At 53.1% G+C, this 23,694-nt stretch carries 24 protein-coding genes, 1 tRNA gene and 2 pseudogenes; 15 read left to right on the plus strand and 12 right to left on the minus strand.

Annotation, left to right across the window (positions count from 1 at the left end; genetic code table 11):
- Positions 1–52 precede the first annotated feature (52 nt).
- Positions 53–199, plus strand: a complete 147-nt coding sequence (locus tag LGT44_RS04890; RefSeq protein WP_230332245.1) for a hypothetical protein — start codon at positions 53–55, stop codon at positions 197–199.
- 50 nt (positions 200–249) lie between these two features.
- On the opposite strand, the gene LGT44_RS04895 is transcribed toward LGT44_RS04890, so the two are convergent.
- Positions 250–339: transfer RNA gene (locus LGT44_RS04895), tRNA-Ser, on the minus strand.
- A gap of 143 nt (positions 340–482) precedes the next feature.
- On the opposite strand from LGT44_RS04895, the gene tusD reads away from it, so the two are divergent.
- From tusD to LGT44_RS04920, 5 genes are read left to right on the plus strand one after another with little or no spacing between them, the layout of a single operon-like run.
- A complete protein-coding gene (gene tusD / locus LGT44_RS04900) occupies positions 483–872 on the plus strand; it encodes a sulfurtransferase complex subunit TusD (protein WP_230332246.1) in 390 nt (129 codons plus the stop codon).
- A 6-nt stretch (positions 873–878) separates the two neighbouring features.
- The gene (locus tag LGT44_RS04905; protein ID WP_230332247.1) at positions 879–1,226 is read left to right on the plus strand and encodes a DsrE family protein; all 348 of its coding nucleotides are present in this window, start codon (positions 879–881) and stop codon (positions 1,224–1,226) included.
- 1 nt (position 1,227) lies between these two features.
- A complete protein-coding gene (locus LGT44_RS04910; RefSeq protein ID WP_230332248.1) occupies positions 1,228–1,491 on the plus strand; it encodes a DsrH/TusB family sulfur metabolism protein in 264 nt (87 codons plus the stop codon).
- A gap of 4 nt (positions 1,492–1,495) precedes the next feature.
- Positions 1,496–1,810: a TusE/DsrC/DsvC family sulfur relay protein gene (locus LGT44_RS04915; RefSeq protein WP_145468657.1), complete on the plus strand. Its 315-nt coding sequence runs from the start codon at positions 1,496–1,498 to the stop codon at positions 1,808–1,810.
- Positions 1,807–2,784, plus strand: coding sequence for a glycosyl transferase family protein (locus tag LGT44_RS04920; protein ID WP_230332249.1), 978 nt, complete (start codon positions 1,807–1,809; stop codon positions 2,782–2,784). The genes LGT44_RS04915 and LGT44_RS04920 overlap by 4 nt, the downstream gene beginning before the upstream one ends.
- A gap of 77 nt (positions 2,785–2,861) precedes the next feature.
- On the opposite strand, the gene LGT44_RS04925 is transcribed toward LGT44_RS04920, so the two are convergent.
- From LGT44_RS04925 to LGT44_RS20250, 8 genes and pseudogenes are all read right to left on the minus strand, one after another.
- A complete protein-coding gene (locus LGT44_RS04925; protein WP_230332250.1) occupies positions 2,862–4,481 on the minus strand; it encodes a methyl-accepting chemotaxis protein in 1,620 nt (539 codons plus the stop codon).
- Positions 4,482–4,583: 102 nt separating this feature from the next.
- Positions 4,584–5,954, minus strand: coding sequence for a siroheme synthase CysG (gene cysG, locus LGT44_RS04930; protein ID WP_230332251.1), 1,371 nt, complete (start codon positions 5,952–5,954; stop codon positions 4,584–4,586).
- Positions 5,951–7,225 (minus strand): serine--tRNA ligase, encoded by a 1,275-nt coding sequence (gene serS, locus LGT44_RS04935; RefSeq protein ID WP_230332252.1) that lies wholly within the window; start codon positions 7,223–7,225, stop codon positions 5,951–5,953. The genes cysG and serS overlap by 4 nt, the downstream gene beginning before the upstream one ends.
- Before the next feature lie 6 nt (positions 7,226–7,231).
- On the minus strand, positions 7,232–7,606 hold the full coding sequence (crcB, locus tag LGT44_RS04940; protein WP_145468647.1) for a fluoride efflux transporter CrcB: 375 nt from the start codon (positions 7,604–7,606) through the stop codon (positions 7,232–7,234).
- Positions 7,603–8,943, minus strand: a complete 1,341-nt coding sequence (locus LGT44_RS04945; RefSeq protein ID WP_230332253.1) for a replication-associated recombination protein A — start codon at positions 8,941–8,943, stop codon at positions 7,603–7,605. Before LGT44_RS04945 ends, crcB begins: the two co-directional genes overlap by 4 nt.
- Complete coding sequence (lolA, locus tag LGT44_RS04950) at positions 8,933–9,619, minus strand: outer membrane lipoprotein chaperone LolA (RefSeq protein ID WP_225692689.1); 687 nt, start codon at positions 9,617–9,619, stop codon at positions 8,933–8,935. The genes LGT44_RS04945 and lolA overlap by 11 nt, the downstream gene beginning before the upstream one ends.
- 12 nt (positions 9,620–9,631) lie before the next feature.
- A pseudogene (locus LGT44_RS20245) lies at positions 9,632–11,191 on the minus strand (DNA translocase FtsK); the annotation flags it as partial.
- 513 nt (positions 11,192–11,704) lie between these two features.
- Positions 11,705–12,274, minus strand: a pseudogene (locus LGT44_RS20250) (DNA translocase FtsK 4TM domain-containing protein); the annotation flags it as partial.
- Between the two features lie 52 nt (positions 12,275–12,326).
- Here LGT44_RS20250 and aat point away from each other — a divergent pair.
- The 3 genes from aat (at position 12,327) to infA (ending at position 14,042) form a co-directional block, all read left to right on the plus strand.
- Positions 12,327–13,022: a leucyl/phenylalanyl-tRNA--protein transferase gene (gene aat / locus LGT44_RS04965; RefSeq protein WP_230332254.1), complete on the plus strand. Its 696-nt coding sequence runs from the start codon at positions 12,327–12,329 to the stop codon at positions 13,020–13,022.
- On the plus strand, positions 13,019–13,723 hold the full coding sequence (locus LGT44_RS04970) for an arginyltransferase (protein ID WP_230332255.1): 705 nt from the start codon (positions 13,019–13,021) through the stop codon (positions 13,721–13,723). Before aat ends, LGT44_RS04970 begins: the two co-directional genes overlap by 4 nt.
- A 100-nt stretch (positions 13,724–13,823) precedes the next feature.
- Positions 13,824–14,042: a translation initiation factor IF-1 gene (gene infA / locus LGT44_RS04975; RefSeq protein WP_028292799.1), complete on the plus strand. Its 219-nt coding sequence runs from the start codon at positions 13,824–13,826 to the stop codon at positions 14,040–14,042.
- A 28-nt stretch (positions 14,043–14,070) separates the two neighbouring features.
- On the opposite strand, the gene clpA is transcribed toward infA, so the two are convergent.
- Together clpA and clpS are read right to left on the minus strand one after the other, a co-directional pair.
- Positions 14,071–16,329, minus strand: coding sequence for an ATP-dependent Clp protease ATP-binding subunit ClpA (gene clpA / locus LGT44_RS04980; protein ID WP_225692686.1), 2,259 nt, complete (start codon positions 16,327–16,329; stop codon positions 14,071–14,073).
- A 14-nt stretch (positions 16,330–16,343) separates the two neighbouring features.
- The gene (gene clpS, locus LGT44_RS04985; RefSeq protein WP_328296335.1) at positions 16,344–16,766 is read right to left on the minus strand and encodes an ATP-dependent Clp protease adapter ClpS; all 423 of its coding nucleotides are present in this window, start codon (positions 16,764–16,766) and stop codon (positions 16,344–16,346) included.
- Between the two features lie 183 nt (positions 16,767–16,949).
- On the opposite strand from clpS, the gene cspD reads away from it, so the two are divergent.
- A complete protein-coding gene (gene cspD, locus LGT44_RS04990) occupies positions 16,950–17,219 on the plus strand; it encodes a cold shock domain-containing protein CspD (protein ID WP_225692684.1) in 270 nt (89 codons plus the stop codon).
- Between the two features lie 81 nt (positions 17,220–17,300).
- Here cspD and LGT44_RS04995 read toward each other — a convergent pair whose 3' ends face one another.
- On the minus strand, positions 17,301–19,535 hold the full coding sequence (locus tag LGT44_RS04995) for an NADP-dependent isocitrate dehydrogenase (RefSeq protein WP_230332256.1): 2,235 nt from the start codon (positions 19,533–19,535) through the stop codon (positions 17,301–17,303).
- 264 nt (positions 19,536–19,799) lie between these two features.
- On the opposite strand from LGT44_RS04995, the gene LGT44_RS05000 reads away from it, so the two are divergent.
- Genes LGT44_RS05000 through dusA form a run of 5 tightly spaced genes read left to right on the plus strand, consistent with a single transcriptional unit; the run spans position 19,800 to position 23,674 of the window.
- Entirely contained in the window at positions 19,800–20,426 is a 627-nt protein-coding gene (locus LGT44_RS05000; RefSeq protein ID WP_230332257.1) for a pseudouridine synthase, read from the plus strand.
- Between the two features lie 59 nt (positions 20,427–20,485).
- Entirely contained in the window at positions 20,486–20,935 is a 450-nt protein-coding gene (locus tag LGT44_RS05005; RefSeq protein ID WP_230332258.1) for an NUDIX hydrolase, read from the plus strand.
- Positions 20,936–20,937: 2 nt separating this feature from the next.
- Positions 20,938–22,035, plus strand: a complete 1,098-nt coding sequence (gene mnmA / locus LGT44_RS05010; protein WP_268866387.1) for a tRNA 2-thiouridine(34) synthase MnmA — start codon at positions 20,938–20,940, stop codon at positions 22,033–22,035.
- Positions 22,032–22,682: a high frequency lysogenization protein HflD gene (gene hflD, locus LGT44_RS05015; protein ID WP_230332259.1), complete on the plus strand. Its 651-nt coding sequence runs from the start codon at positions 22,032–22,034 to the stop codon at positions 22,680–22,682. Before mnmA ends, hflD begins: the two co-directional genes overlap by 4 nt.
- A complete protein-coding gene (gene dusA, locus LGT44_RS05020; protein WP_230332260.1) occupies positions 22,679–23,674 on the plus strand; it encodes a tRNA dihydrouridine(20/20a) synthase DusA in 996 nt (331 codons plus the stop codon). The genes hflD and dusA overlap by 4 nt, the downstream gene beginning before the upstream one ends.
- The last annotated feature ends 20 nt before the right edge of the window (positions 23,675–23,694 follow it).

A 23,694-nucleotide genomic window follows, 5' to 3' on the forward strand; every position in this document is an offset into this window, starting at 1 on the left:
AGGATAAAACCTAAGTCATTCTTACTGCAGGTCATCGCAGTGGAATTGCATCATGATTATCAAACGTTCCTCCTCACATCAGGATGAGGTTTCTGTCTCCCCTGCCTTATTGGCAAAAATCTATCAGGCCGAGTGGCTGGCTATCACACTGGTTGCAGGCTGCAGCTTGTACCTGCTCATCCAGGCAACTCTTTCCTGAGCTTTTCAGGCATAAAAAAAGGCCAGCGCATGCGCTGGCCTTTTGGTATTTGGCGGAGGGATAGGGATTCGAACCCTAGATAGGGATTAACCTATGCCGGTTTTCAAGACCGGTGCTTTTAACCGCTCAGCCATCCCTCCGAACAGTGCGCGTATAATACTGAATCCAGAATTTGGGTCAATACTTTTTTTTATAAATCAACACGATAGCGGCAAAACCAACCTCCGCTTTGCATTATTGGCACAGCCGATTACCATAGCAGCAACCTTTCCGGACCCATGTTATGGCCACGTTTTCACTACTTCTGACCCAGAGTCCGCACTCCGGCATATCCCATACTCTGGCGCAGCAATTTGCCCGATCCCTGCTCTCGCAGGGACATACTCTGCAGCGCGTATTTTTCTATCAGGATGCCGTTTTTGCCGCTCTGGGCACACAGAATCCGGTGCAGGGGCAGCCGTCCATCTGCCAGCAGTGGCAGGCCCTGGCTACTGAGCATGGTTTTTCACTACAGGTCTGTATTGCTAACGCCTTGCGCAGGGGTGTGGTCGACAAAACAGAGCAGCAGCGCTACAACCTACCCACAGACACCCTGGCCGAAGGCTTTGAACTTGCAGGACTGGGCGAAATGGCCGAAGCAGCGCTGGATTCTGACCGTATCATCGACTTCTGAGGGCTTATGAGCACTGTTTGTATTTTAATTCGCACCGCCCCAGGGAATGACCCGGAAGCACTGGAAATGGCAATGGCACTGGCGGCCTTTGAGCATAAAATCAGCCTGCTGTTTCAGGGAGCAGGCATATTCTGGCTGCTGAACACTCAGGAAGCGCGCAAGCCTGGCGGGAAATCGCCTGCAAAAATCATCAATGCCTTGCCAATGTATGACTGCGAGACGGTTTATTATGCTGAAGATGACCTGCAGGCATTCAATATTCCAGTGGCCAGCATAAACAAACTGGCTCAGCCTCTCAGCAACCCTCAAATTCCATCGTTACTGAGCAGCGCCCAATACTGTCTGAGTTTTTAATATGACCCTGCACCTGCTATTTACCAGTCAGCTATCCAGCTTAAATGATCTCAGACGCAGCCTGAGCAGCGAAGATGCCATCGCCTTTATCGGTGATGGCGTATACGCCCTGCCCAATTGGGACAGCAGTCATCCATGCTACTACCGCATCGCAGACTGCACCCAGAGAGGCCTGCCAGAGATCCCCGGAGCCATAGCCATTGATGATGCACAGTGGGTCGAACTCTGCCTGCAATATCCCCGCACCCTGAGCTGGAAGTTATAACCCCATGAGCGAATTACAACTCGATAAGGACGGCTTTTTGCAGAATCTGGGCGACTGGTCAGAGGCCGTTGCTGCTGAGCTGGCCCAAAGCGAAGGCATTGAGCTGACTCCGGATCACTGGGAAATCCTCTGGGCGCTTCGTGACTTTTACCAACAGTACGATCTTGCTCCGGCGATGCGTCCATTGAGCAAATACCTTAAGCAGACACTCGGTGCCGATAAAGCAGGCAGCATTTATCTGCTGACATTATTCCCCGGCAGCCCGGCCAAAGTGGCTGCCAAAATTGCAGGCCTGCCCCGTCCGGAGAATTGCCTTTGAATTCGCAACACAAACTGGCGGATTACGTCCGCATTCTGGCCCGCGGGAAAAACGCCAGCCGCAGCATGTCCTATGAAGAAGCTCAGTTCACCATGCAAACGATGCTCGCCGGTGAGTATGAGCCAGAGCAGCTGGGCGCTATTTTCATGCTGATGCGCGTCAAAGAAGAAAGCGCAGAAGAGCTGGCCGGCTTTGCTGCCGCTATTAATCAGCTATGGCCTGCTGATATTCCGGCCGACCTGATCTGGCCAAGCTACGCCGGTAAACGCCGCCAGCCATTCTGGTGTTTTCTGTCTGCTCTACTGCTGACACAGATGGGATATCGCATTCTGTTTCATGGCACCGAAGCCCATACCTCCGGCCGCCTCTATATGGCCGACGTTTTTGCCCATTTCAGAATCCCGGTTGCAGGCACACTGAATGACATTTTGTCGATTTCAGCGACAGCACCATTAATGTATCTGCCCTGCTCTGTGCTGAATCCGCAACTGCAGCGCTGGTTATCCCTGAAATCGATCCTCGGAGTCCGTTCGCCAATCAATACGGTAATGAAGACCATTGCCCCTGCAGGCATTGCCAGCGTTCAGGGGGTATTTCATCCAAATTACGCGTTCACTCACATCGATGCTGCCCGACTGAATCAGAATGATGCTCTGGTGATTAAAGGAGAAGGTGGCGAGTTTGAAGTTAATCCGGAACGCGACTGCACTGCGCAGAGCTTTTTTGCACAAGAAGCCGGTGAAATTCACATTCCGAAACTGGCATCTCACATTGATGATAAGCCCCAGAACACCGATATCGACTGGCTGGCGCAGATATGGCAAGGGAAAGCAGAAAATACTTATGCCAACAGCGCTATCTTACAGACGGCGGCCCTGGCCCTGTGCGCTATTGAAAGAAACAATGATATTGATACAGCCCTGCAACGATGCCGTGACGCATGGAGCAACAGAGACTGTAGCCTGTTGGTATAAGGCTGGCCATGGAAATAGCAGCAGTCATAAAAAAACCGGCAAGATGCCGGTTTTTTTTATATTTAGCGACCCATGCTTCAGACTTTAAATTGCCCGGTAATACGCTGCAGTGTCTGCGCAATCTCCGTCAATGAGCGACTGGCCGCTGCCACTTTCTGCATGCTGGCCATCGCTGTCGCCGAGGTATCTTTGATGCCGACCACGTTATCTTTAATGCTGTGCGCAGCCTGTTCCTGACGGTCAGTTGCGGAAGCGATCTGGCTGTTCATCGCCGTAATCGATTCAACTTTACTGGTGATCGCCTGCAGACTTTCATCAGTTTTTGCCGCCTGGCTAACACTGGTTTGTGCCCGCTCTTTACTGGAACTCATCACCTCAACCGCCGAGCGTGCAGCAGACTGCAATTCTTCAATAACCGCCTGAATTTCCTGCGTCGAGTCCTGGGTACGCGAAGCCAGTGTACGTACTTCATCGGCAACAACCGCAAACCCCCGTCCCTGCTCACCCGCGCGGGCAGCTTCAATGGCTGCGTTCAATGCAAGCAGATTGGTCTGTTCGGCGATACCTTTAATCACATCCAGAATACTGCCTACGTTTGCTGTATCTGCTTCTAGTTTGCGAATAACTTCACTGGCACGCTCAACTTCACCGGCCAGAGCATTAATGCTTTTCACCGTATCATTAACTATGGTACGACCTTCCTTGGCGGCCTGATCTGCTTCCCGAGCCGCCTGAGCCGCGGAGCTGGCATTCACGGAAACATTTTTAACACTGGCAACCATTTCATCGACCACAAATGACACTTCTTCGGTTGCCCGGTTTTGCTGCTCTGCTATCTGCGATGTCTGCGACGTAAGGCTGCCAAGATCACCGGATACGCCACTCAGAGGTCTGGTGGTTGCAACCACCTCACCAATACTGCGATGCAGTTTGTCGACAAACTGATTGAACCAATCAACCACCTCGCCAATTTCATCATTGGATGATTTGGATATACGCCGGGTAAGATCCCCTTCACCAGAAGCAATATCTTTCAGGGATGTCAGAAGGCTGCTCACTGCGGTATTGATTGAGCTGCTGGTGCTCCAGGCAACAAATGCGAGAAACACGAGCGTTACCAGAGTAACAACCAAACCGATAGACAATGCATTCTGCGCGGCCTCATTAGACTGGGCGACCGTCTGATTGAACGCCTCAAGGCCATCATCGCTGTACTTCTGCATCAGTTTTCGGGCTGTCGCCAAAGCGGTGTTCATGGTGTCGATGGATGACGACATTAACGATGGCTCCAGTGTGCCGTCGATCATGCCACCCGACAGTTTTTTAGCTGCGGTAAAATAGGCATTAAATGCATTGCGGGTATCGCCTACCTCAGCAGCACGTTCCGGCCAAATGGTTTCAAGCTTTGCCAGCGCGTCAGTAACTTCTTTTCTGACTTTTTCTGCGGCATTCACAAAGTCCATTTCACCGGTGCTCACTGCGGTGGAAAATAGCTCTTCAAGACGGGACAGGCGCACAAGGTTAGCCTTTGAAATCTCAACCACCGGGAAGAAGGTCTTCTGAATCGTTTGCAGACGCTCAGAGTTCGCCGTATTCATATTGGTATTCACCAGAATACTGACGATAAAACCAAGAACCGCAACGCCAGTGAGAGACAGGATTTTGGTTTTAATACTTAAAGAATTCAGAAGACTCATTGCTCAGACCTGATAGTTACAACCACTAAGTCCAAGCATAGTGCATATTTTTGACTCTGCCGCTTCAGCAAGCGGCAGACTAACGTCAGAAAAGGTCGGTTTTTAACGCCATTTCAGCCGCTCATGCAGACTGACGACTGAGCCGACGATAGTGAGTGTTGGCGCCTGAATGGTGCGTCCGGCGATGTAGTCAGGCATATCCTCCAGAGTACTGACATGAACCTTCTGGTCTGGCAAGGTTCCCTTCTCAACCAGAGCCACCGGTGTTGTTTTCTCCATACCGGCAGCCATCAGCTGGGCGCAAATATGTGGCAGACCACTCAGCCCCATATATATCACCAGTGTCTGTCCCGGATGAACCAGCTCCTGCCAGGGCAAGTCACAGGTTCCGTTCTTCAGGTGCCCGGTTACAAAGCGCACGCTTTGTGCGTGATCACGATGTGTCAGTGGAATACCGGCATAGGCTGCACAGCCACTGGCTGCGGTAATGCCCGGCACCACCTGAAACGGAATGCCAGCCGCAGCCAGCTCCTCGATTTCTTCACCGCCACGGCCAAATATAAAAGGATCTCCGCCTTTCAGGCGCAGTACTTTTTTACCGCTCCGGGCGGCGTCAACCAGCAACTGGTTAATCCCTTCCTGTGGTACCGCATGGTCACTTTTTGCCTTGCCGACATAAAAGCGTTCAGCCTGCGGATGGATAAAGTCCAGGATCAGCGGATTGACCAGACGGTCGTAAAACACCACGTCTGCACTCTGAATCAGGCGCAAAGCACGAAACGTGAGCAGATCCGGATCGCCGGGCCCGGCGCCCACCAGGTAGACTTCGCCCTGCTCCTCAACATCTCCATTCAGCAATTCTGCAGTAACAGCCTCGGCCCGCTCAGCCTGTCGCGCCAGTATCAGCTCAGGAGCCAGACTGCCGATCCAGCGGCGCCAGAACCCGGCTCGCAGCGGCGCAGCAAGCTGCTGCTTAATCTGCCCGCGCAGACGCTCAGCAAAGGCTCCAAGGTCGCGGTATTCCTGCGGCAAAAAAGCTTCCAGACGCTGACGCACATGGCGTGTTAATGCCGGCGATGCACCACTGGTTGAAATACTGACAAGCAGCGGCGATCGGTCGATTACCGCCGGAAAGATAAAATCATTGTCTTCAGTTTCATCACAGCGACACACCAGACAACCGGCCTTGCGGGCGTTGATTGCCAGCTGCTTGTTCAACGCATGGTTATCGGTCGCCAGAACCACCAGAGAACCGGAATCAAAGGTTTCGGTTAGACTGGCGGGGCGCTGTTCGATGCTAAGGAGAGGATTTCCGGCACAAGCGGCAATGTCCGCGTGCAGCTCGGGGGCAATCAGCTGAACCTGAGCGCCGGCTTTCAGTAATGTCAGCAGCTTGCGGGCGGCAACCTGGCCGCCCCCAACCAGCACAAAAGGCCGGGCACTCCCCCGGAGAACCAGGGGCAGATTCATCATGGACGGATAACTTCAAGGCCACGCATATAAGGGCGCAGCGCTTCAGGAACAACTATACTGCCGTCTTCCTGCTGATAGTTTTCCAGAATCGCAACCATGGTGCGGCCAACCGCCAGACCGGAGCCGTTCAGGGTGTGCAGCAGCTCTGGCTTGCCGGTTTCCGGGTTGCGCCAGCGCGCTTGCATGCGACGCGCCTGATAATCACCAAAGGTGCTGCAGGAAGAGATTTCACGGTATTTCTGCTGACCTGGCAGCCAGACTTCCAGATCGTAGGTTTTGGCTGCAGAAAAGCCCAGATCGCCACCGCACAGAATCACTTTGCGGTATGGCAGGTTGAGCTTTTGCAGAATGGCTTCCGCATGACCGGTTAATTCTTCCAGCGCAGCATCAGAATCCTGTGGGCGGACAAACTGCACCAGTTCTACCTTGTCGAACTGATGCTGGCGGATCATGCCGCGGGTATCGCGACCATAACTGCCCGCTTCGCTGCGGAAGCACGGAGTGTGCGCCACCTTTTTAATTGGCAGGGTCTTGTCCGTCACGCTGTCGCGCAGCAAATTGGTGACCGGAACCTCTGCCGTCGGAATCAGGTAGAAATCTTTCTCACCCGGCACCTTGAACAGATCTTCCTCGAATTTTGGCAACTGACCGGTACCTTCCAGCGCCTGGCGATTGACCAGGTAAGGCACATAGGTCTCTTCGTAGCCGTGTTCTTCGCTGTGGGTGTCGAGCATAAACTGGGTAATAGCACGATGCAGACGCGCCATGGCGCCACTCATCGCCACAAAACGGGAGCCGGCAACCAGAGCGCCGTCGTCAAAGCTGAGGCCCAGCGGCTCGCCCAGATCAACGTGATCCTTGGCCTCGAAACTGAACGCAACAGGCTCACCCCAGGTCAGCACTTCAACGTTATCATTTTCGTCAGAACCAAATGGCACATCGTTCTGCGGCACGTTCGGAATGCTCATCAGCAACTCGCGCAGACTCTGCTCAGCCTGTTTTGCTGCCAGCTCGGCTTCACCGATATCGGAATCGATACTGCCCATCACCTGAGCCTTAGCATCTTCCGGAGACATGCCCTGACCGATTAATGCGCCAATCTGTTTGGACGCTTTTTTCTTCTCGGCCTGCAGGGATTGAGCGCTGGTCAGTGCGGCTTTGCGCGCTTCGTCCAGGCGGGTGAATTCGGCTTCATCAAACATAAAGCCTTTCTTGGCCAGGGCTGCTTTTACCTGATCCAGATTGTCGCGAATAAACTTAACGTCCAGCATTGTTTCTTATACCAAGGATTTAGATAACCACATGCCTGCGGCAGTCGCCAGCAGACAGCCTGTAACACTGAAGCCGACATAGCTGGCCATCGCCAGCCAACGCTCCTGCTGCAGCAGTGCAATACTTTCTAATGAAAACGTAGAGAAGGTGGTAAAAGCACCGAGGAAGCCGATCATCGCCAGTTGCTTGTGATGATCACCGCCCCACTGGTGTTCTACCAGCCAAATATAGGCCATACCGATGGCGAAGGAGCCTAGCAGGTTCACTGTTAAGGTGCCATAGGGAAAGGGCTTGTCGGCCCAGCGGAAAACGGCCGTTGCCAGCAGATAACGGGAAATGGCGCCGAGCGCACCCCCGATGCCGATCCACAGATACGTCATTCACCCTCTCCTGCGTCACTCAGTGGGTAACGCTGTTGTGTGGACTGCTGATTCAGCTGCTGAAGATGCTCCAGTTTCTGCCGTATCTTACTTTCCAGCCCACGGTTTACCGGCTCGTACAGCTGAGTATCTTTCAGTTCCGGCGGAAAATAATTTTCACCGGCGGCAAAGGCATCCGGCTCGTCATGGGCATAGCGGTATTCCGCACCGTAATCGAGCTGCTTCATTAATTTGGTTGGCGCATTGCGTAAATGCAGAGGCACTTCGTAGCTTGGCTGCGAAGCGATCATCGCCCGCACTTTGTTAAAAGCCTTATAGACCGCATTACTTTTCGGGGCGCAGGCCAGATAAGTAACAGCCTGCGCAATGGCCAGCTCACCTTCCGGCGACCCCAGCCGCTCCTGCACATCCCAGGCATTCACACACAGCGTCAGGGCACGCGGATCGGCATTGCCAATATCTTCGCTGGCCATACGCACGACCCGGCGGGCGATATACAAAGGATCGCAACCACCATCGAGCATGCGTGCAAACCAATAAAGGGCTGCATCCGGGTCCGAGCCGCGCACCGATTTATGCAGCGCTGAAATCTGATCGTAAAAAGCCTCACCGCCTTTATCAAAGCGACGCGCCTGATTACCCAGCAATTCTTTAACAACCGCCACACTGAGTTCATCATCTTCACCGCTGAGCTGCAGCGCGAATTCGAGCATATTCAAAGCACGCCGTGCATCGCCATCGGCGACATCGGCGATCATTTGCAACGCTTCTGCACTGGCTCGCGGCGCAGGATCAAGCTGCGCAATCCCCTGCTGCAAAATCTGCTGCAACTGCTCCGCACTCAGGCTTTTTAAAACATAAACCTGAGCACGGGACAGCAAGGCATTATTTAATTCAAAGGAAGGGTTTTCGGTTGTCGCGCCAACGAAGATAAAGGTGCCGTCTTCCACATAGGGTAAAAAGGCATCCTGCTGGGATTTATTAAAGCGGTGTACTTCGTCAATAAACAACACCGTTTTACGACCCGTTGCACGGTATTGCTGCGCGCGCTGCACTGCCTCACGGATTTCTTTAACCCCGGACATTACCGCACTGAGGGCCAGAAAAGCCGCATCAACGTATTGTGCAATCAGGCGTGCGAGAGTGGTTTTACCTACGCCCGGCGGGCCCCAGAAAATAACCGAATGCAGCTGCCCGGCATCCAGTGATTTACGCAATGGCGTGCCCGGCCCGATAACATGTTCCTGGCCGATATAATGTTCCAGCCGCTGCGGACGAAGCCTTGAGGCTAAAGGTTCGTATGCGGGCGTATGGTTACCGAAAAGATCAGATGCCATGGCGTCCGTCGATTACGTCCACACCTTCAGGTACATCAAATATAAAAGCGGAAGGATCTACGGCGGTGTTTACATTGGCGGCTGAAAATGAAATTTCCGTCACCTGACCGGCCGCATCGTAAATCATCATGCGCTTAAGGTTTTTGCCCTGATAATGAAATTCCAGCGACTCAAACAACTGGCTCGGATCTTTGGGTACCAGCTGGAAAATAATTTCGTTGCTGGCCACTTCTTTAGCAACAACAAAACTTTTTTCAACATCGGCAGTACTGCCGCTCAGCAGCAAAGCCGGAGTTTCCTGAACACGCTGATCCATGTCGCGAATAGTTACCTGCTCCAGATCCATATCGTAAATCCAGATCAGCTTGCCATCAGAAACAACCAGCTGCTCAAAAGGTGCATCTGTCTGCCAGCGCATTTTTCCGGGCTTGGCGACGGTCAGACTGCCACTCATCTGTTGCAGAATGCGTCCGGATGTATCGCGGGTGGTCTGCACAAAAGAGGATTCAAGACTCTGCAGCTGTTTCAGGCGCAGTAAAAAATCCGCTAAGGCGTCGCCGGATGATTGCGCACCGGAAGGCAGGCTGAAAGTTAAAGCACCCATAAAAATCAGCAAATATTTGCGGAAGAATTCAGATAAAAACACGTCGGTTACCACTTGTTTAGCGTACGTCAAAATAAAATCCGCTCAGTAATTCGGCGGCGCACCCGCCAGCACTTCACGTGAGCCATTATGTGCCGGCGATGATACAACACCGGCCGCCTCCATTGTTTCTACAAGGCGTGCGGCGCGATTATAGCCGATGCGCAGTTTGCGCTGCACAGAGGAAATAGAGCATTTGCCACTTTCGGTGACAAAGGCGACCGCCTGATCATACAGATCGTCTTTTTCATCACCGCCTTCCAGTGAGAAAGCTCCGCCGCCATCTTCGTCGCTGCTGGTGATTTCCTCAATATAATTGGGTTCGCCACGCAGCTTCCACTCGGCCACCACACGGTGAACCTCATCATCGTCAACGAAGGCGCCATGCACACGCTCAGGCAATGCATTTCCCGGTGGCATATACAGCATGTCACCGTGTCCGAGCAGTTGCTCCGCCCCGCCCTGATCAAGAATGGTGCGAGAATCGATTTTGGATGACACCTGGAACGCAATCCGGGTCGGCACGTTGGCTTTAATTAAGCCGGTAATAACATCCACCGACGGACGCTGAGTCGCCAGAATCATATGAATACCAGCGGCACGGGCTTTTTGCGCGATACGGGCAATCAGCTCTTCCACCTTTTTACCCACCATCATCATCATGTCGGCAAATTCGTCGATCACAATAACGATATAAGGCAGAGGCTCCAGCGCTGGCGGTGTCGTTTCAAAAGATTTATCGATCTGCCATAAAGGGTCTGTCAGCGGCTGTCCGGCTTCGATAGCATCACGGACCTTCTTGTTGTAGCCGGCGAGGTTACGCACACCCATCGCGGCCATCAGCATATAGCGCCGTTCCATTTCGGCAACCGACCAGCGCAGACCGTTGGCCGCTTCTTTCATATCGGTAATGACCGGCGTCAGCAGGTGCGGAATTCCTTCATATACCGACAATTCCAGCATTTTCGGGTCAACCAGAATCAGGCGCAGCTCATCCGGTGTCGATTTAAACAGCAGGCTAAGCAGCATGGCGTTCACCCCAACCGATTTACCGGAACCAGTTGTACCGGCAACCAGCAGGTGAGGCATTTTTGCCAGATCTGTAATGATCGGATTGCCGCCAATATCGTGTCCGAGGGCAAGCGTCAGCGGCGATTTTGAGCGGTCATATTCTTCTGATGACAAAACTTCAGACAGTGATACCACGGCGCGATCTTCGTTGGGCACTTCAATCCCCATGACCGACTTGCCGGGAATTACCTCAACCACACGCACACTGATCATCGCCATCGAGCGAGCCAGATCGCGGGCCAGATTCGAAATCTTGCTGGCCTTTACGCCGGGTGCCGGCTGAATTTCAAAGCGGGTAATCACCGGGCCCGGAGCCACAGCAGTCACTTCGATTTTTACGCCGAAGTCCGCCAGTTTCTGCACCAGAAGTTTCGACATTTCCTGCAGACGCTCGGGCGAGAAGCCGCTTTTCTGATCATTACGCGGGGGATCAAGTAACGCGATGGAGGGCAACGGCTGATCGCTCTTAAACAATGTTCCCTGTAATTCACGCTGAGCACGCTCGCTGGTGCGGTTTTCTTTGCGCGCCAGAGGCTCAATAGGAATTACAGCCTCCGCAGGCTCGGCATTTACCGTTTTGGTTTTTACCGGCGTATCTTCCCATGGAGGGATTTCTGATGTGTCAGCCGCTGGCTCCGGCGTGACGGCCGGAGTGGTTTTTTCCTGGCGTGGCGGCAGATCAGTTACTGCAAGGTTATCACTGGCCGCGACCTGATCATCGCTGCTGCTGAAAACATCCAGATCGCCAAGCCATGGTTCGACGTCATCGTCTGCAGCGGCTGTAGCAGCATCCATTCGGCTGAAGAAACGATCGAAACCTGCGATCTCATCACCTGGTTTATTGGTGCTTACGGATGTTGCTTTGTCCTTTTTACCTGCGGGAGCTTTGACAGGCTCCGCCTCAGCCTGCTCAGCAGAGCTCTCATAATCATCTGTGTCGTTATAATCACCGGTTACCGCAACTGCATCTGAGCTGACATGCCGTGCACTCTGGCGACGGGCGATACTGCGTTCACGCAATTCCAGCAACCATCCGCCCAGGCGGTCGAACAATTGCAGCCAGGAAAATTCAAGAAACAGCATCAGCCCCAGAGCCAGTAATGCGGTAAAAATAATGGCTGAGCCAACGAAGCTGAACAGCGGCAGAAAACCACCCACAATCACCTTGCCAACGATACCACCGGAGCCAACAGGCAAACCCTCGCCATGCCAGATACTCATCTCAGCCAGCGCACACAGCATGCTGACAGAGAGCACCATGCCGAGTGTGCGCAACAACCAGATGCGACCGCCGGGTCGCGGAGCTTTGCGGAACAGCAACCACAGTTTGGCCATGACCAGCAGAGGCAGAGCGAAAGCCAGGTAACCCAGGCCATGAAAAAGAAGGTCGGCAATGACCGCACCAATACGGCCAACCGAATTATGAGTTGCCCCCTCTCCCGCCGCGGACCAGGCCAGATCGGAGGGGGTATACGAAAACAGAGCGAGCAGGAGCAGCAGGCTGACCAGCGTCAGCAGCAAAAAAATAACATCATGGCGCCGCTGCCAGCTGCCGGCAGAAGCAGAATCCGGTGTTGTTGCTGGCTGAAAACCTGCTTCAGACGTATCCTTTGGCAAAATACCCTTCCCGTTACCCTTATTCAGAGGCGAAGTTTACCACGGGTTTATCATGATTGATTGGCTAGATGAAGTCCTTCCGCCGGTATTTCCGGCTACGTCAAAAGCCCTGAACGAACCCAACGGCCTGCTCGCAGCCGGAGGCCGGGTAAGTCCGCTATGGGCGGACAGCGCCTACCGTAAAGGGATCTTTCCCTGGAATGATCCGGGGGAAGCACGGCTATGGTGGAGCCCAGCCCCACGCGCGGTCATTACCGCCGAAAGTTTTCATCTGCCGCGTACGGTGCGCAAACTGTTGCGCCGCGAGCAACTCAGTATCAGCTGCAACCTGGCTTTTGACAGCGTTATTCAGTCCTGCGCACAGCCACGTGACTATGAAAGCGGCACCTGGATCTGCGATGAAATCATCGACTGCTACAGCAGATTGCAGCGGGCCGGGCGGGCGTTCAGCGTGGAATGCTGGGACACAGACGGATACCTATGTGGCGGCTTTTATGGTCTGACCATCGGCAGCGCCGTATTCGGAGAATCGATGTTCTCGAGACGCAGCAACGCATCAAAACTGGCTTTCGCCACTGCAGCGCCGATATTGTTTGCCTCCGGAGTAACGCTGATTGACTGTCAGATGAAAACCGATCATCTGGGGCAATTTGGCCTTATTGAACTTGAGCGCAAAGCTTTTGAAGGCATATTACAGAAAGCAACAGAGCAGCCACTGCAACTGATGCTGCCAGGGTGGCTGGCATGAAAAAAATCATGTTATTCCAACCACCGGAGACCCACAGCTGCAGTTATCTTGAAGATCAGCAGTCGCGGAGTTTATATGTTGACCCTCGCGCCGAACTCGACCAGGAAACCCTGACACTGCTCAGCCTTAACGGTTTCCGCCGCAGTGGCCGCCTGGTATACCGCCCTGACTGCCCGGCCTGTTCGGCTTGCATTTCCGTACGCCTGCGGGTTAAAGACTTTCAGCCCTCCCGCAGTCAGCGGCGCATTCTTAATAAAAATACCGACCTGCAGCTGCGCATCGAAAAACCCAGCGACAGCGATGAAATATACAATCTGTTTGAACAGTACATTAATGCTCAGCACGCCGATGGTGATATGTATCCACCCAGTCGCCGACAATTCACGGATTTTCTGGTCAGCGACTTCGGCACAACAGACCTTCTGACAGCGCGCCTGGGAGGAAAGCTGGTTGCTTGCATGGTTTTTGATCATTTGCAGGATGGGTTGTCAGCGGTTTATTGCTTCTACAGCGATGAATTGCCACAACGCTCCCTTGGCACCCTGATGATTCTCAGGCTAACCCAGCTCTGCCAACCTCTCGGGCTGTCTTTCAACTATCTGGGCTATCTGGTTAATGGCAGTAGAAAGATGAACTATAAGCGACAGTTTGTGCCATTAGAGGCTTACCGCGCAGGCCAATGGTCCCTCCTCAACAGCTGATTCCCACCATCCGAAACGCAACAAACGGATAGCGCTTTGCTTATTGTTGAAATTTAAGGCAGAATGCGCCCGCGTTGTGCAAGGTCTAAACAGGTGACGAATGGCAAAAGATGATCACATTGAAATGGAAGGTGAAGTAATCGACACGCTTCCAAATACGATGTTCCGGGTAAAGCTGGAGAACGGGCACGTTGTGACTGCTCATATTTCAGGAAAAATGCGTAAGAACTACATCCGCATTCTGACCGGCGACAAGGTGAAAGTTGAATTAACACCTTACGACTTAAGCAAAGGTCGTATCACCTACCGGGCACGCTGATGCCAACATGCCCGGCAGGTGACAGCAATCAGGCTGGCACCTCCTCGGGCACTGTCAGAACCAACTCTCCATCCTCGACTGCAATATCCACTTCCCCGCCCTGAGCAAGCTCGCCGAACAGAATCTTCTCGGCCAATGGCTTTTTCACTTTATCCTGAACCAGACGACTCATTGGGCGAGCTCCCATGCGCTCATCATAGCCGTGCTCAGCCAGCCACTGGCGCGCATCGTCATCGACATTCAGCAGCACGCGTTTGTCATCCAGCTGCCCCTGCAGTTCTGCCAAAAACTTATCGACAACGTGCAGGATGGTATCGCGCGATAATGGCGAGAACTGAATAATACTGTCGATCCGGTTGCGGAACTCAGGCGTAAAGGTTTTCTTCAGCGCCTCCATACCATCCGTACTGTGATCCTGGAAGGTAAAGCCAATACTCGAGCGGCTCATCTGCTCCGCCCCGGCATTGGTTGTCATGATCAGAATCACGTTACGGAAATCGGTTTTGCGACCATTGTTATCCGTCAGCGTGCCGTGATCCATCACCTGCAGAAGAATATTGAACACTTCCGGGTGGGCCTTCTCAATTTCGTCCAATAACAATACGCAGTGTGGATTCTTATTAATTGCCTCGGTAAGCAGACCACCCTGGTCATAACCTACATAGCCCGGAGGCGCACCGATCAGACGGGAAACAGTATGCCGTTCCATGTATTCCGACATATCAAAGCGGATTAATTCCATTCCCATAACATTCGCCAGCTGTCGCGACACCTCGGTTTTACCAACACCGGTAGGCCCGGCAAACAGGAATGAGCCAATGGGTTTTTGCGGAGAATTAAGTCCGGCACGCGACATTTTAATCGCTGTCGATAACGTCTGGATCGCCTCATCCTGACCAAACACCACCATGGATAATTTATCTTCCAGCTTAAACAGAAGTTCTTTATCCGAAGCCGATACGGTTTTTGGCGGAATACGGGCAATCGCCGCAACGACCTGTTCAACCTCAGTCACGCCGATCACTTTCTTGCGTTTGTTCGCTGGCAACAGATGTTGCAGCGCACCGACTTCATCAATTACGTCAATCGCTTTATCCGGCAGATTACGGTCTGTGATATAGCGCTCCGCCAACTCAGCCGCCGCTTTTAACGCCTTATCGGTGTAGCGAATATTGTGATGCTCCTCAAAACGGGACTTCAGCCCCTTAAGAATTTTATAAGTATCTTCAACCGATGGCTGAGCTACATCGATTTTCTGGAAGCGACGGGTCAGCGCGCTGTCTTTTTCAAAAATTCCGCGGAATTCGGTAAAGGTTGTAGAGCCAATGCAGCGTATTTCACCGGAACTCAGCAGAGGTTTTAATAAATTACTGGCATCCATAACGCCACCGGATGCAGCACCGGCACCGATGATGGTATGAATTTCATCAATAAATAAAATTCCATGCGGTTGTTTTTTCAGTTCGGCAAGCAAGGCTTTAAAACGTTTTTCAAAGTCGCCGCGATATTTTGTTCCGGCAAGAAGCGCGCCCATATCCAGACTGTAAACAACGGCATCCTCAATAACCTCAGGCACATCGTGATCAACAATGCGCTTGGCCAGACCTTCAACAATGGCGGTTTTACCAACACCGGAGTCGCCAACTAACAGTGGATTATTTTTGCGCCGGCGGGCCAGTGTCTGCACCAGACGACTGACCTCGTAATCACGACCAATCAGCGGATCAATCTTACCTTCCCGCGCCAAACGGTTCAGGTTGGTTGCATAACCTTCCAGCGCACTTTTACTGCTGTTCTCAGCTTCCTCTTCCGACCCTTCGGACAGGTGGTCAGAAGACTCATCCGGGCCGGATACTTTAGAAATTCCATGAGAGATGTAATTCACCACATCAATACGGGCGATATTCTGTTGTTTCAGGAAGTAAACGGCCTGACTTTCCTGTTCAGAGAAAATAGCAACCAGAACATTTGCCCCGGTAACTTCAGACTTTCCGGACGACTGAACATGAAATACGGCCCGTTGCAGTACGCGCTGAAATCCCAGCGTTGGCTGGGTTTCCCGCTCACCATCATGCTCAGGAATCAGTGGTGTAGTGGAGTCAACAAACTCCTGCAGTTCTTTGCGCAGCTTGGTGATGTCTGCGCCACAGGCCTCCAGCACAGACGCTGCCGCCTCATTATCCAGCAAGGCCAGAAGCAGGTGTTCTACCGTCATAAATTCATGACGTTTCGAGCGAGCATCCTTAAATGCATCATTCAGTGTTTGCTCTAACTCTCGGTTCAGCATATTGCCTCCTAACCTCAGTCATCTGCCGGAGAAATTTCACACATCAATGGATGCTGACAATCTCTTGCATATTGATTCACTACAGCCGCTTTAGTTTCCGCTACGTCTTTCGTATGTATTGCGCAAACTGCACTGCCTTTAGTGTGAACCGTTAACATAATCTGCGTTGCCTGCTCTGGCGTTTTACTGAAAAAACGCTGCAACACTTCAACTACGAACTCCATGGGTGTGTAGTCATCATTCATCATAACCACACAATACATAGGGGGCTTTTTCAGAGCCGGCTTTACCGCTTCAGTTACCACCCCGCCATGATCATTGGAGTAAGGATCTTCTGCTTGTAAGTTTAGTTGAGAATCAAAGATGTGGTGCATAGCCTGATAGAATCGTTGCATTTTGCTGGCATGATAACCCTCTGCCCCCCACACCTCTAGCACAGCAATGCTTCCAGGGTATTATTTGTTAAATGCGGGCGCCCCAAACAATAACAAGTGTGAATGCAAATAAAGACCACTTATGGACGCTTGACGCTCTGTTTTTGTGGGGTTAGTGTGTTATTCAGCCATGGGTAGTAAGCCAGAGCTTATTTCAGTCGTAAGGCATGCAAGGGAGGCATAATAATGAAAACAGGGAAGGTAAAATGGTTCAACAACGCAAAAGGCTACGGTTTCATTCTTGCTGATGACAGCAATGAAGACCTGTTCGCCCATTACTCGACCATCCAGATGGATGGCTACCGCACACTGAAAGCTGGCCAGGCCGTTCAGTTTGACACCAAGCCCAGCGATAAAGGCACCCATGCTATTAACATCCGCGCTCTAGAGACTGATGCAGCTTCGGCTGATAACGAAACTTCAGACGAGCATTCATTTGCTCCCGAGGGAGCCTGATCTCATCAGGCTGCATGCACGACAAGACAAACGGACATAAAAAAACCGCCTTTCGGCGGTTTTTTTATGTTGCTTAACTGATCAGCAGGAGTGGCCATCAATGGCTGCATTCAACGTTGCACTTGGACGCATCGCCTTCTCTGCCAAAGCCGGCACCGGACGATAGTAACCTCCAATGTCAACTTTGCTACCCTGCACTGCGGACAGCTCAGCCATAATTGCCGCTTCGTTATCCGAGAGTTTTTTCGCCAGCGGCGCAAAGCATGACTGAAGGTCAGCATCTTTAGTCTGCTCAGCCAGTGCTTTTGCCCAATACAGCGCCAGATAAAAATGACTGCCGCGGTTATCAATATCACCCACTTTACGGGATGGCGATTTGTTATTGTCGAGCACCTGACCTGTTGCGAGATCCAGAGTTTCTGCCAGCACGTGAGCTTTATCATTGCCGGTAGCATGCGCCAGATGTTCGAGAGAGGCCGACAATGCCATAAATTCACCCAGCGAATCCCAGCGCAGGAAATCTTCTTCCAGTAACTGCTGTACATGCTTAGGTGCAGAACCACCGGCACCTGTTTCAAACAGACCACCGCCAGCCATTAATGGCACGATAGAGAGCATTTTGGCGCTGGTGCCCAGCTCCATAATCGGGAACAGATCCGTCAGGTAATCACGCAGAACGTTACCGGTAACGGAAATCGTATCTTTGCCTTCTTTCAGGCGCTGCAGGGTTACACGAGTCGCTTCTTCCGGGGTCATAATGCTGATATCCAGACCCGAAGTATCGTGCTGAGCCAGATACTTCTCAACCTTGGCAATCAGCTGTGCATCATGAGCACGGTTTTTATCCAGCCAGAAAATCGCTGGCGTATCACTAAGACGGGCACGGGTTACTGCAAGCTTCACCCAGTCCTGAATCGGTGCATCTTTGGCCTGACACATACGCCAGATATCGCCTTCTTCTACGGCATGCTCAAGCAATACGTTACCGCCAGCGTCGACGACCTGAACGCGGCCATCAGCCTGAATCTCGAAGGTTTTATCGTGTGAGCCGTATTCTTCCGCCTTCTGCGCCATCAGGCCAACATTAGGCACACTGCCCATTGTGCGCGGATCGAACGCACCATTTTTCTTACAGAAGTTAATGGTTTCCTGATACACGCCGGCATAGCAGCGATCCGGAATAATGGCTTTGGTGTCCTGCAGACCACCTTCTTTATCCCAGAATTTACCAGACGCCCGGATCATCGCTGGCATAGACGCATCAACAATCACATCGTTTGGTACATGCAGGTTGGTGATACCCTTATCGGAATTCACCATACCCAGCTCAGGACGCTTGCTGTAACACGCCTGAATATCGGCTTCGATGGCAGCACGCTGCTCTTCTGGCAGATGGCGCAGTTTCCACAGCAAATCACCCAGACCGTTATTTGGATTAATGCCCAGCTCATCAAAGGTTTCGGCGTATTTTTCAAACACATCAGAGAAGAATACAGATACCGCATGACCAAAGATGATCGGATCGGATACTTTCATCATGGTGGCTTTCAGGTGCACAGACAGCAGTACACCCTGCTGACGCGCATCTTCAAACTCACGGGCAAAAAATTCACGCAGTGCCTTACGGCTCATCACTGAAGCATCGATAACTTCATCAGCCAGCAGCGGCAGCTTGGCTTTAAGAACCGTTTTTTCACCATCAGCGGCGATGAATTCAATACGGGCATCGGTCGCCGCTGCCATGGTTACCGACTTTTCACTGCCGTAGAAATCGCCATGATCCATGTGGGCAACATGGGTTTTAGAATCCGCAGACCATTCACCCATGCTGTGAGGATTATTGCGGGCGTACTGTTTAACCGAGGCTGGCGCGCGACGGTCTGAGTTGCCTTCACGCAATACCGGGTTTACCGCACTGCCTTTGATTTTGTCGTAACGGCGCTTAGCTTCTTTTTCTTCCTCAGTTTCCGGCTCTTCCAGATAACGGGGGATTTTAAAACCCTTGGCTTTTAATTCTTTGATGGCATCAATCAGCTGCGGCACAGAGGCACTGATATTTGGCAGCTTAATGATGTTGGCTTCAGGACGGTTCGCCAGAGCACCCAGCTCTGCCAGGTCGTCAGACTGACGTTGTTCTTCGGTCAGGTATTCCGGGAAAGCAGCCAGAATACGGCCGGCAAGAGAGATGTCGCGGGTTTCAACAGCAATACCAGCAGACTGAGTAAATGCCTTAACGATCGGAAGCAGAGAGTAGGTTGCCAGTGCCGGCGCTTCATCGGTCTCTGTGTAAATGATCTTTGGGGTATCGGTGGACATTGTTACTCCTATCGCATGGTAGCTGATTGCTGTTTCGCATGAGGCTTAACAGGCGGGTAGCTTTTGGCCACCGCATTTCCTGTACAATAAAGCCTCCGGTTCGGGATCTGTCCTGCTTATGCTGGGACAGTCAACCGCATCGGTGCCGGGGATTAGTTCCGGCGACTCATAGAGTCCGGGGCGGTAATTTGTAGTTTTTCTACAAAAAATGCAAGCTAGACGAAAGAATAAGTAGTTTTCTTACAGAACCAACCAGACAAAGCCATGGCCACCCTGATACTGCTCAACAAGCCTTTTAACGTCCTCTCCCAGTTTAGTGACTCTGAGGGGCGCTGCACGCTCAAGGCGCATATTGACCTACCCGGCGCTTATCCGGCCGGCCGCCTCGATTACGACTCCGAAGGCCTGCTGCTTCTGACTGACAACGGCCAACTGCAGGCGCGCATCGCCGACCCGCAGCACAAGATGGAAAAAACCTATTGGGTTCAGGTTGAGGGGATTCCGGATGATGCCGCTCTGCAGGCCTTGCGCAGCGGCATCACCTTAAAAGACGGGCCGACCCGCCCCGCTGGCGCCCGCATTATTGAAGAGCCGCCACTATGGCCCCGCCATCCGCCCATCCGCCAGCGCGCCAACGACATCACCAGCTGGCTTGAGATCCGCATCCGTGAAGGCCGCAACCGTCAGGTGCGGCGCATGACTGCTCATATCGGACACCCGACCCTGCGTCTGGTACGCGCCAGTATTGGCCCCTGGTCTCTGGGTGATCTGCAGCCTGGCGAATACCGTAAAGAAACTGTACACATGCCAGCCCCGACGCCGGGTAAATCCCGCCCGACCACACAGCAGCGTGGCAGGCGCAAAATCAGCACGGCACGTAAACCGCGCTGATTTGAGCAAGCGCCCTTATTTCGGGTAAACTCCCTGCCCCTTTTTTATCAGGATGTCTCATGTCTGAGCGCTGGACTCCACATGCCACCGTTGCCACCATCGTCGAACACGAAGGCCGCTTCCTTATGGTTGAAGAAATCAGCCTCGGCCAGCAGGTAATCAATCAGCCAGCCGGACATATAGAAGAAGGCGAAACCGTTATCGACGCGGCACGGCGCGAGACCCTGGAAGAAACCGGCTGGCTGGTGGAGCCTGAAGGCCTGGTTGGCCTGTACACCTACACCGCCCCGGCCAATCAGGTGACCTACCACCGCTACTGCCTGTTCGCCCGGGCGCTGCATGCGGTAGAAGGCGCCGTGCTCGATGATGGCATTATTGGCCCGCGCTGGCTGAGCATTGATGAACTGCGCACAAGCACACAGCTGCGCAGCCCGATGGTTCTGACCTGTATTGAGGATTATCTCGCCGGGAAGCGTTACCCTCTGGACGTTATTGTAGAGCACCCTTAATCATGAAAACGCCTTCTGAAACCAAAGTCATTGTCGGCATGTCCGGCGGCGTCGACTCCTCTGTTTCCGCTTACCTTCTGCTTGAGCAGGGCTATCAGGTCGAAGGCCTGTTCATGAAGAACTGGGACGAAGACGACGGCACAGAATACTGCACCGCCAAAGAAGATCTGGCCGATGCCCAGCAGGTGTGTGACACCCTGGGTATTAAGCTGCATCAGGCCAACTTTGCTGCCGAATACTGGGACAATGTGTTCGAGTATTTCCTCAACGAATACAAAGCCGGCCGTACGCCCAATCCGGATATCCTCTGTAACCGTGAAATCAAGTTCAAAGCCTTCCTTGATTACGCCAAGGTGCTGGGTGCCGATCTGATCGCCACCGGACACTATGTGCGCCGCCTCGATAAAGACGGCCACACCTATCTGCTCAAAGGACTCGATGGCAATAAAGATCAGAGCTACTTCCTGCATGCCGTCGGTGAAGCCGAAATCCGCCAGACCCTGTTTCCGGTTGGTGAACTGGAAAAACCGGAAGTGCGCCGTATCGCCGAAGAACAGGGGCTGATCACCGCAGGTAAAAAAGACTCCACCGGCATCTGCTTTATCGGTGAGCGCCGTTTCAGCGATTTTCTTAAGCAATATCTGCCGGCCCAGCCCGGCCGCATTGAGACCGACAAAGGTGAAGACATCGGTGTCCACCAGGGCTTGATGTACCACACCTTAGGTCAGCGTCAGGGGCTCGGCATCGGTGGTTTGGCCGGCTATCCGGATGAACCCTGGTTTGTTGCCGGCAAAGATCTGGAGCGGAACGTTCTGATCGCCGTTCAGGGCAAGAATCACCCATTACTGTTCAAAGACTGGCTGACCACCGAACAGGTTTTCTGGGTTAATGGCGAACCTGAACTGCCACTGCGCTGCAGCGCCAAAGTGCGCTACCGTCAGGATGATCAGGCCTGCCTGATCGAACGTGATGGCAACCAGTACCGCATTACCTTTGATCAGCCACAGCGGGCTATTACTCCCGGCCAGTCGGTGGTGTTTTATGTTGACGAAACCTGCCTCGGTGGCGGGGTTATTGAACAGACCGGTGATAACGAATGATGCTTTCCCGCAATGAAGAGCAAGCCATTGCCCTGGCTGCCGTGGTACAGGCTGCGGTGCTGGTTGAACAGTTAGCCCGGACCGGGGACATCCCTGCCGACTCATCCGAGCCATTGTTACGCGCCCTGTTTATTCAGTCACCGCAGCATTTCAGCGATGTTTACGGCAACCCTCATACCAGCCTGAACGTCGGCCTGAACCACTTGGGTACCATGCTCAATCGTTCAATGCAGGGCGTCAGCCCTGACGTTACCCGCTACGCCCTGAGCCTGTTGCACCTGGAGCGCAAGCTGCGTCAGAAACCAGCGATGATGGCCGCGCTGGGCGATGGCATCCAGAGTGCCTCGCGTCAGGCTGATCATTTTTCTGTCGGACATGAAAACACCGTCGCTGCACTGGCAGGCCTGTATAAGCAGACACTGAGCAATCTCAGCTTCCGCATTCACGTCACCGGCAACCCGACACACCTGCAGAATGCCCACACTGCCAACCGCGTACGTGCGCTGCTGCTGGCTGGTATCCGCGGCGCCATTCTCTGGCGTCAGGTTGGCGGCAAACGCTGGCATCTGCTGATAAACCGCAGCCGCTACCTGAAAGCCTGCACCACCCTGCTGCAAAACCCTGCGGATAACGATCGCCAGCCATGACCAGAAAACACATCGACCGAACCTTTACCACCGCTCCGATGATGGAGTGGTCTGACCGCCATTGCCGCTATTTCTGGCGCCAGCTGACACGTCATGCCGTGCTCTATACCGAAATGGTCACAACCGGCGCCCTGATTCACGGCAACCGTGAACGCTTCCTTGAATACAACGAGCTTGAGCATCCTGTCGCTCTGCAGCTGGGTGGCAGCAATCCGGAGGCGCTGGGCCAGTGCGCGCGCTTTGCCGAAGAATGGGGCTATGACGAAGTTAACCTGAACGTGGGCTGTCCCAGCGACCGGGTGCAGAACAATATGATCGGCGCCTGCCTGATGGCTCACCCGCAGCTGGTGGCCGACTGCGTTAAGGCCATGAAAGACTCAACCAGTATTGATGTCACCGTCAAACACCGTATCGGCATCGATGATCAGGACAGCTATGAACAGCTGCGTGATTTTGTCGGCACCGTCGCCGATGCAGGCTGTGAGACCTTTATTGTGCACGCGCGCAAAGCCATTCTGCAGGGCCTGTCGCCGAAGGAAAACCGCGAAATTCCACCGCTGCAATACGACACAGTATTCCGCCTGAAACAGGAGTTTCCGCAGCTGGAGATTTTGATCAACGGCGGCATCACCACCCACGAGCAGATTGCAGAGCTGATGCCCCATGTTGATGGCGTGATGCTTGGTCGCGAGGCGTACCATAACCCGTCGGTTCTGGCCGAAGTGGATCAGCGTTATTACTCCGCGACCTCAGAACACAGCGAAAGCCCGGCTGCCATCGACAAGGCCGCCATCGTACGCAGCCTCTACCCTTATATCGAACAGCAGCTGAGTAAAGGTGCCACCCTGCACCATATCAGCCGCCATACCCTGGGGCTGTTCAATGGTCAGCCTGGCGCGCGCCTGTACCGTCGCCATCTGAGCGAGCAGGCACCGAAGCGTACTTCCGGTGTTGAAGTGCTTGAACAGGCATTGGCGCTGATGGGTTATTAATCCTCAGCGCCAATTACGGT

Origin of the sequence: Thalassolituus alkanivorans, assembly GCF_020447205.1 — a bacterium.
Lineage (GTDB): Bacteria > Pseudomonadota > Gammaproteobacteria > Pseudomonadales > Oceanobacteraceae > Venatoribacter > Venatoribacter alkanivorans.

Excerpts from the sequence above, each read along its gene's own strand:
- dusA (WP_230332260.1), top strand. The coding sequence starts at position 22,679 with ATGACCAGAAAACACATCGACCGAACCTTTACCACCGCTCCGATGATG.
- hflD (WP_230332259.1), top strand. The coding sequence starts at position 22,032 with ATGATGCTTTCCCGCAATGAAGAGCAAGCCATTGCCCTGGCTGCCGTG.
- LGT44_RS04905 (WP_230332247.1), top strand. The coding sequence starts at position 879 with ATGAGCACTGTTTGTATTTTAATTCGCACCGCCCCAGGGAATGACCCG.
- LGT44_RS04925 (WP_230332250.1), bottom strand. The coding sequence starts at position 4,481 with ATGAGTCTTCTGAATTCTTTAAGTATTAAAACCAAAATCCTGTCTCTC.
- LGT44_RS04970 (WP_230332255.1), top strand. The coding sequence starts at position 13,019 with ATGAAAAAAATCATGTTATTCCAACCACCGGAGACCCACAGCTGCAGT.
- LGT44_RS04915 (WP_145468657.1), top strand. The coding sequence starts at position 1,496 with ATGAGCGAATTACAACTCGATAAGGACGGCTTTTTGCAGAATCTGGGC.
- LGT44_RS04995 (WP_230332256.1), bottom strand. The coding sequence starts at position 19,535 with ATGTCCACCGATACCCCAAAGATCATTTACACAGAGACCGATGAAGCG.
- serS (WP_230332252.1), bottom strand. The coding sequence starts at position 7,225 with ATGCTGGACGTTAAGTTTATTCGCGACAATCTGGATCAGGTAAAAGCA.
- cysG (WP_230332251.1), bottom strand. The coding sequence starts at position 5,954 with ATGATGAATCTGCCCCTGGTTCTCCGGGGGAGTGCCCGGCCTTTTGTG.
- LGT44_RS05005 (WP_230332258.1), top strand. The coding sequence starts at position 20,486 with ATGTCTGAGCGCTGGACTCCACATGCCACCGTTGCCACCATCGTCGAA.
- tusD (WP_230332246.1), top strand. The coding sequence starts at position 483 with ATGGCCACGTTTTCACTACTTCTGACCCAGAGTCCGCACTCCGGCATA.
- mnmA (WP_268866387.1), top strand. The coding sequence starts at position 20,938 with ATGAAAACGCCTTCTGAAACCAAAGTCATTGTCGGCATGTCCGGCGGC.
- LGT44_RS04910 (WP_230332248.1), top strand. The coding sequence starts at position 1,228 with ATGACCCTGCACCTGCTATTTACCAGTCAGCTATCCAGCTTAAATGAT.
- aat (WP_230332254.1), top strand. The coding sequence starts at position 12,327 with ATGATTGATTGGCTAGATGAAGTCCTTCCGCCGGTATTTCCGGCTACG.
- LGT44_RS04945 (WP_230332253.1), bottom strand. The coding sequence starts at position 8,943 with ATGGCATCTGATCTTTTCGGTAACCATACGCCCGCATACGAACCTTTA.
- LGT44_RS05000 (WP_230332257.1), top strand. The coding sequence starts at position 19,800 with ATGGCCACCCTGATACTGCTCAACAAGCCTTTTAACGTCCTCTCCCAG.
- clpA (WP_225692686.1), bottom strand. The coding sequence starts at position 16,329 with ATGCTGAACCGAGAGTTAGAGCAAACACTGAATGATGCATTTAAGGAT.
- crcB (WP_145468647.1), bottom strand. The coding sequence starts at position 7,606 with ATGACGTATCTGTGGATCGGCATCGGGGGTGCGCTCGGCGCCATTTCC.
- infA (WP_028292799.1), top strand. The coding sequence starts at position 13,824 with ATGGCAAAAGATGATCACATTGAAATGGAAGGTGAAGTAATCGACACG.
- LGT44_RS04890 (WP_230332245.1), top strand. The coding sequence starts at position 53 with ATGATTATCAAACGTTCCTCCTCACATCAGGATGAGGTTTCTGTCTCC.
- cspD (WP_225692684.1), top strand. The coding sequence starts at position 16,950 with ATGAAAACAGGGAAGGTAAAATGGTTCAACAACGCAAAAGGCTACGGT.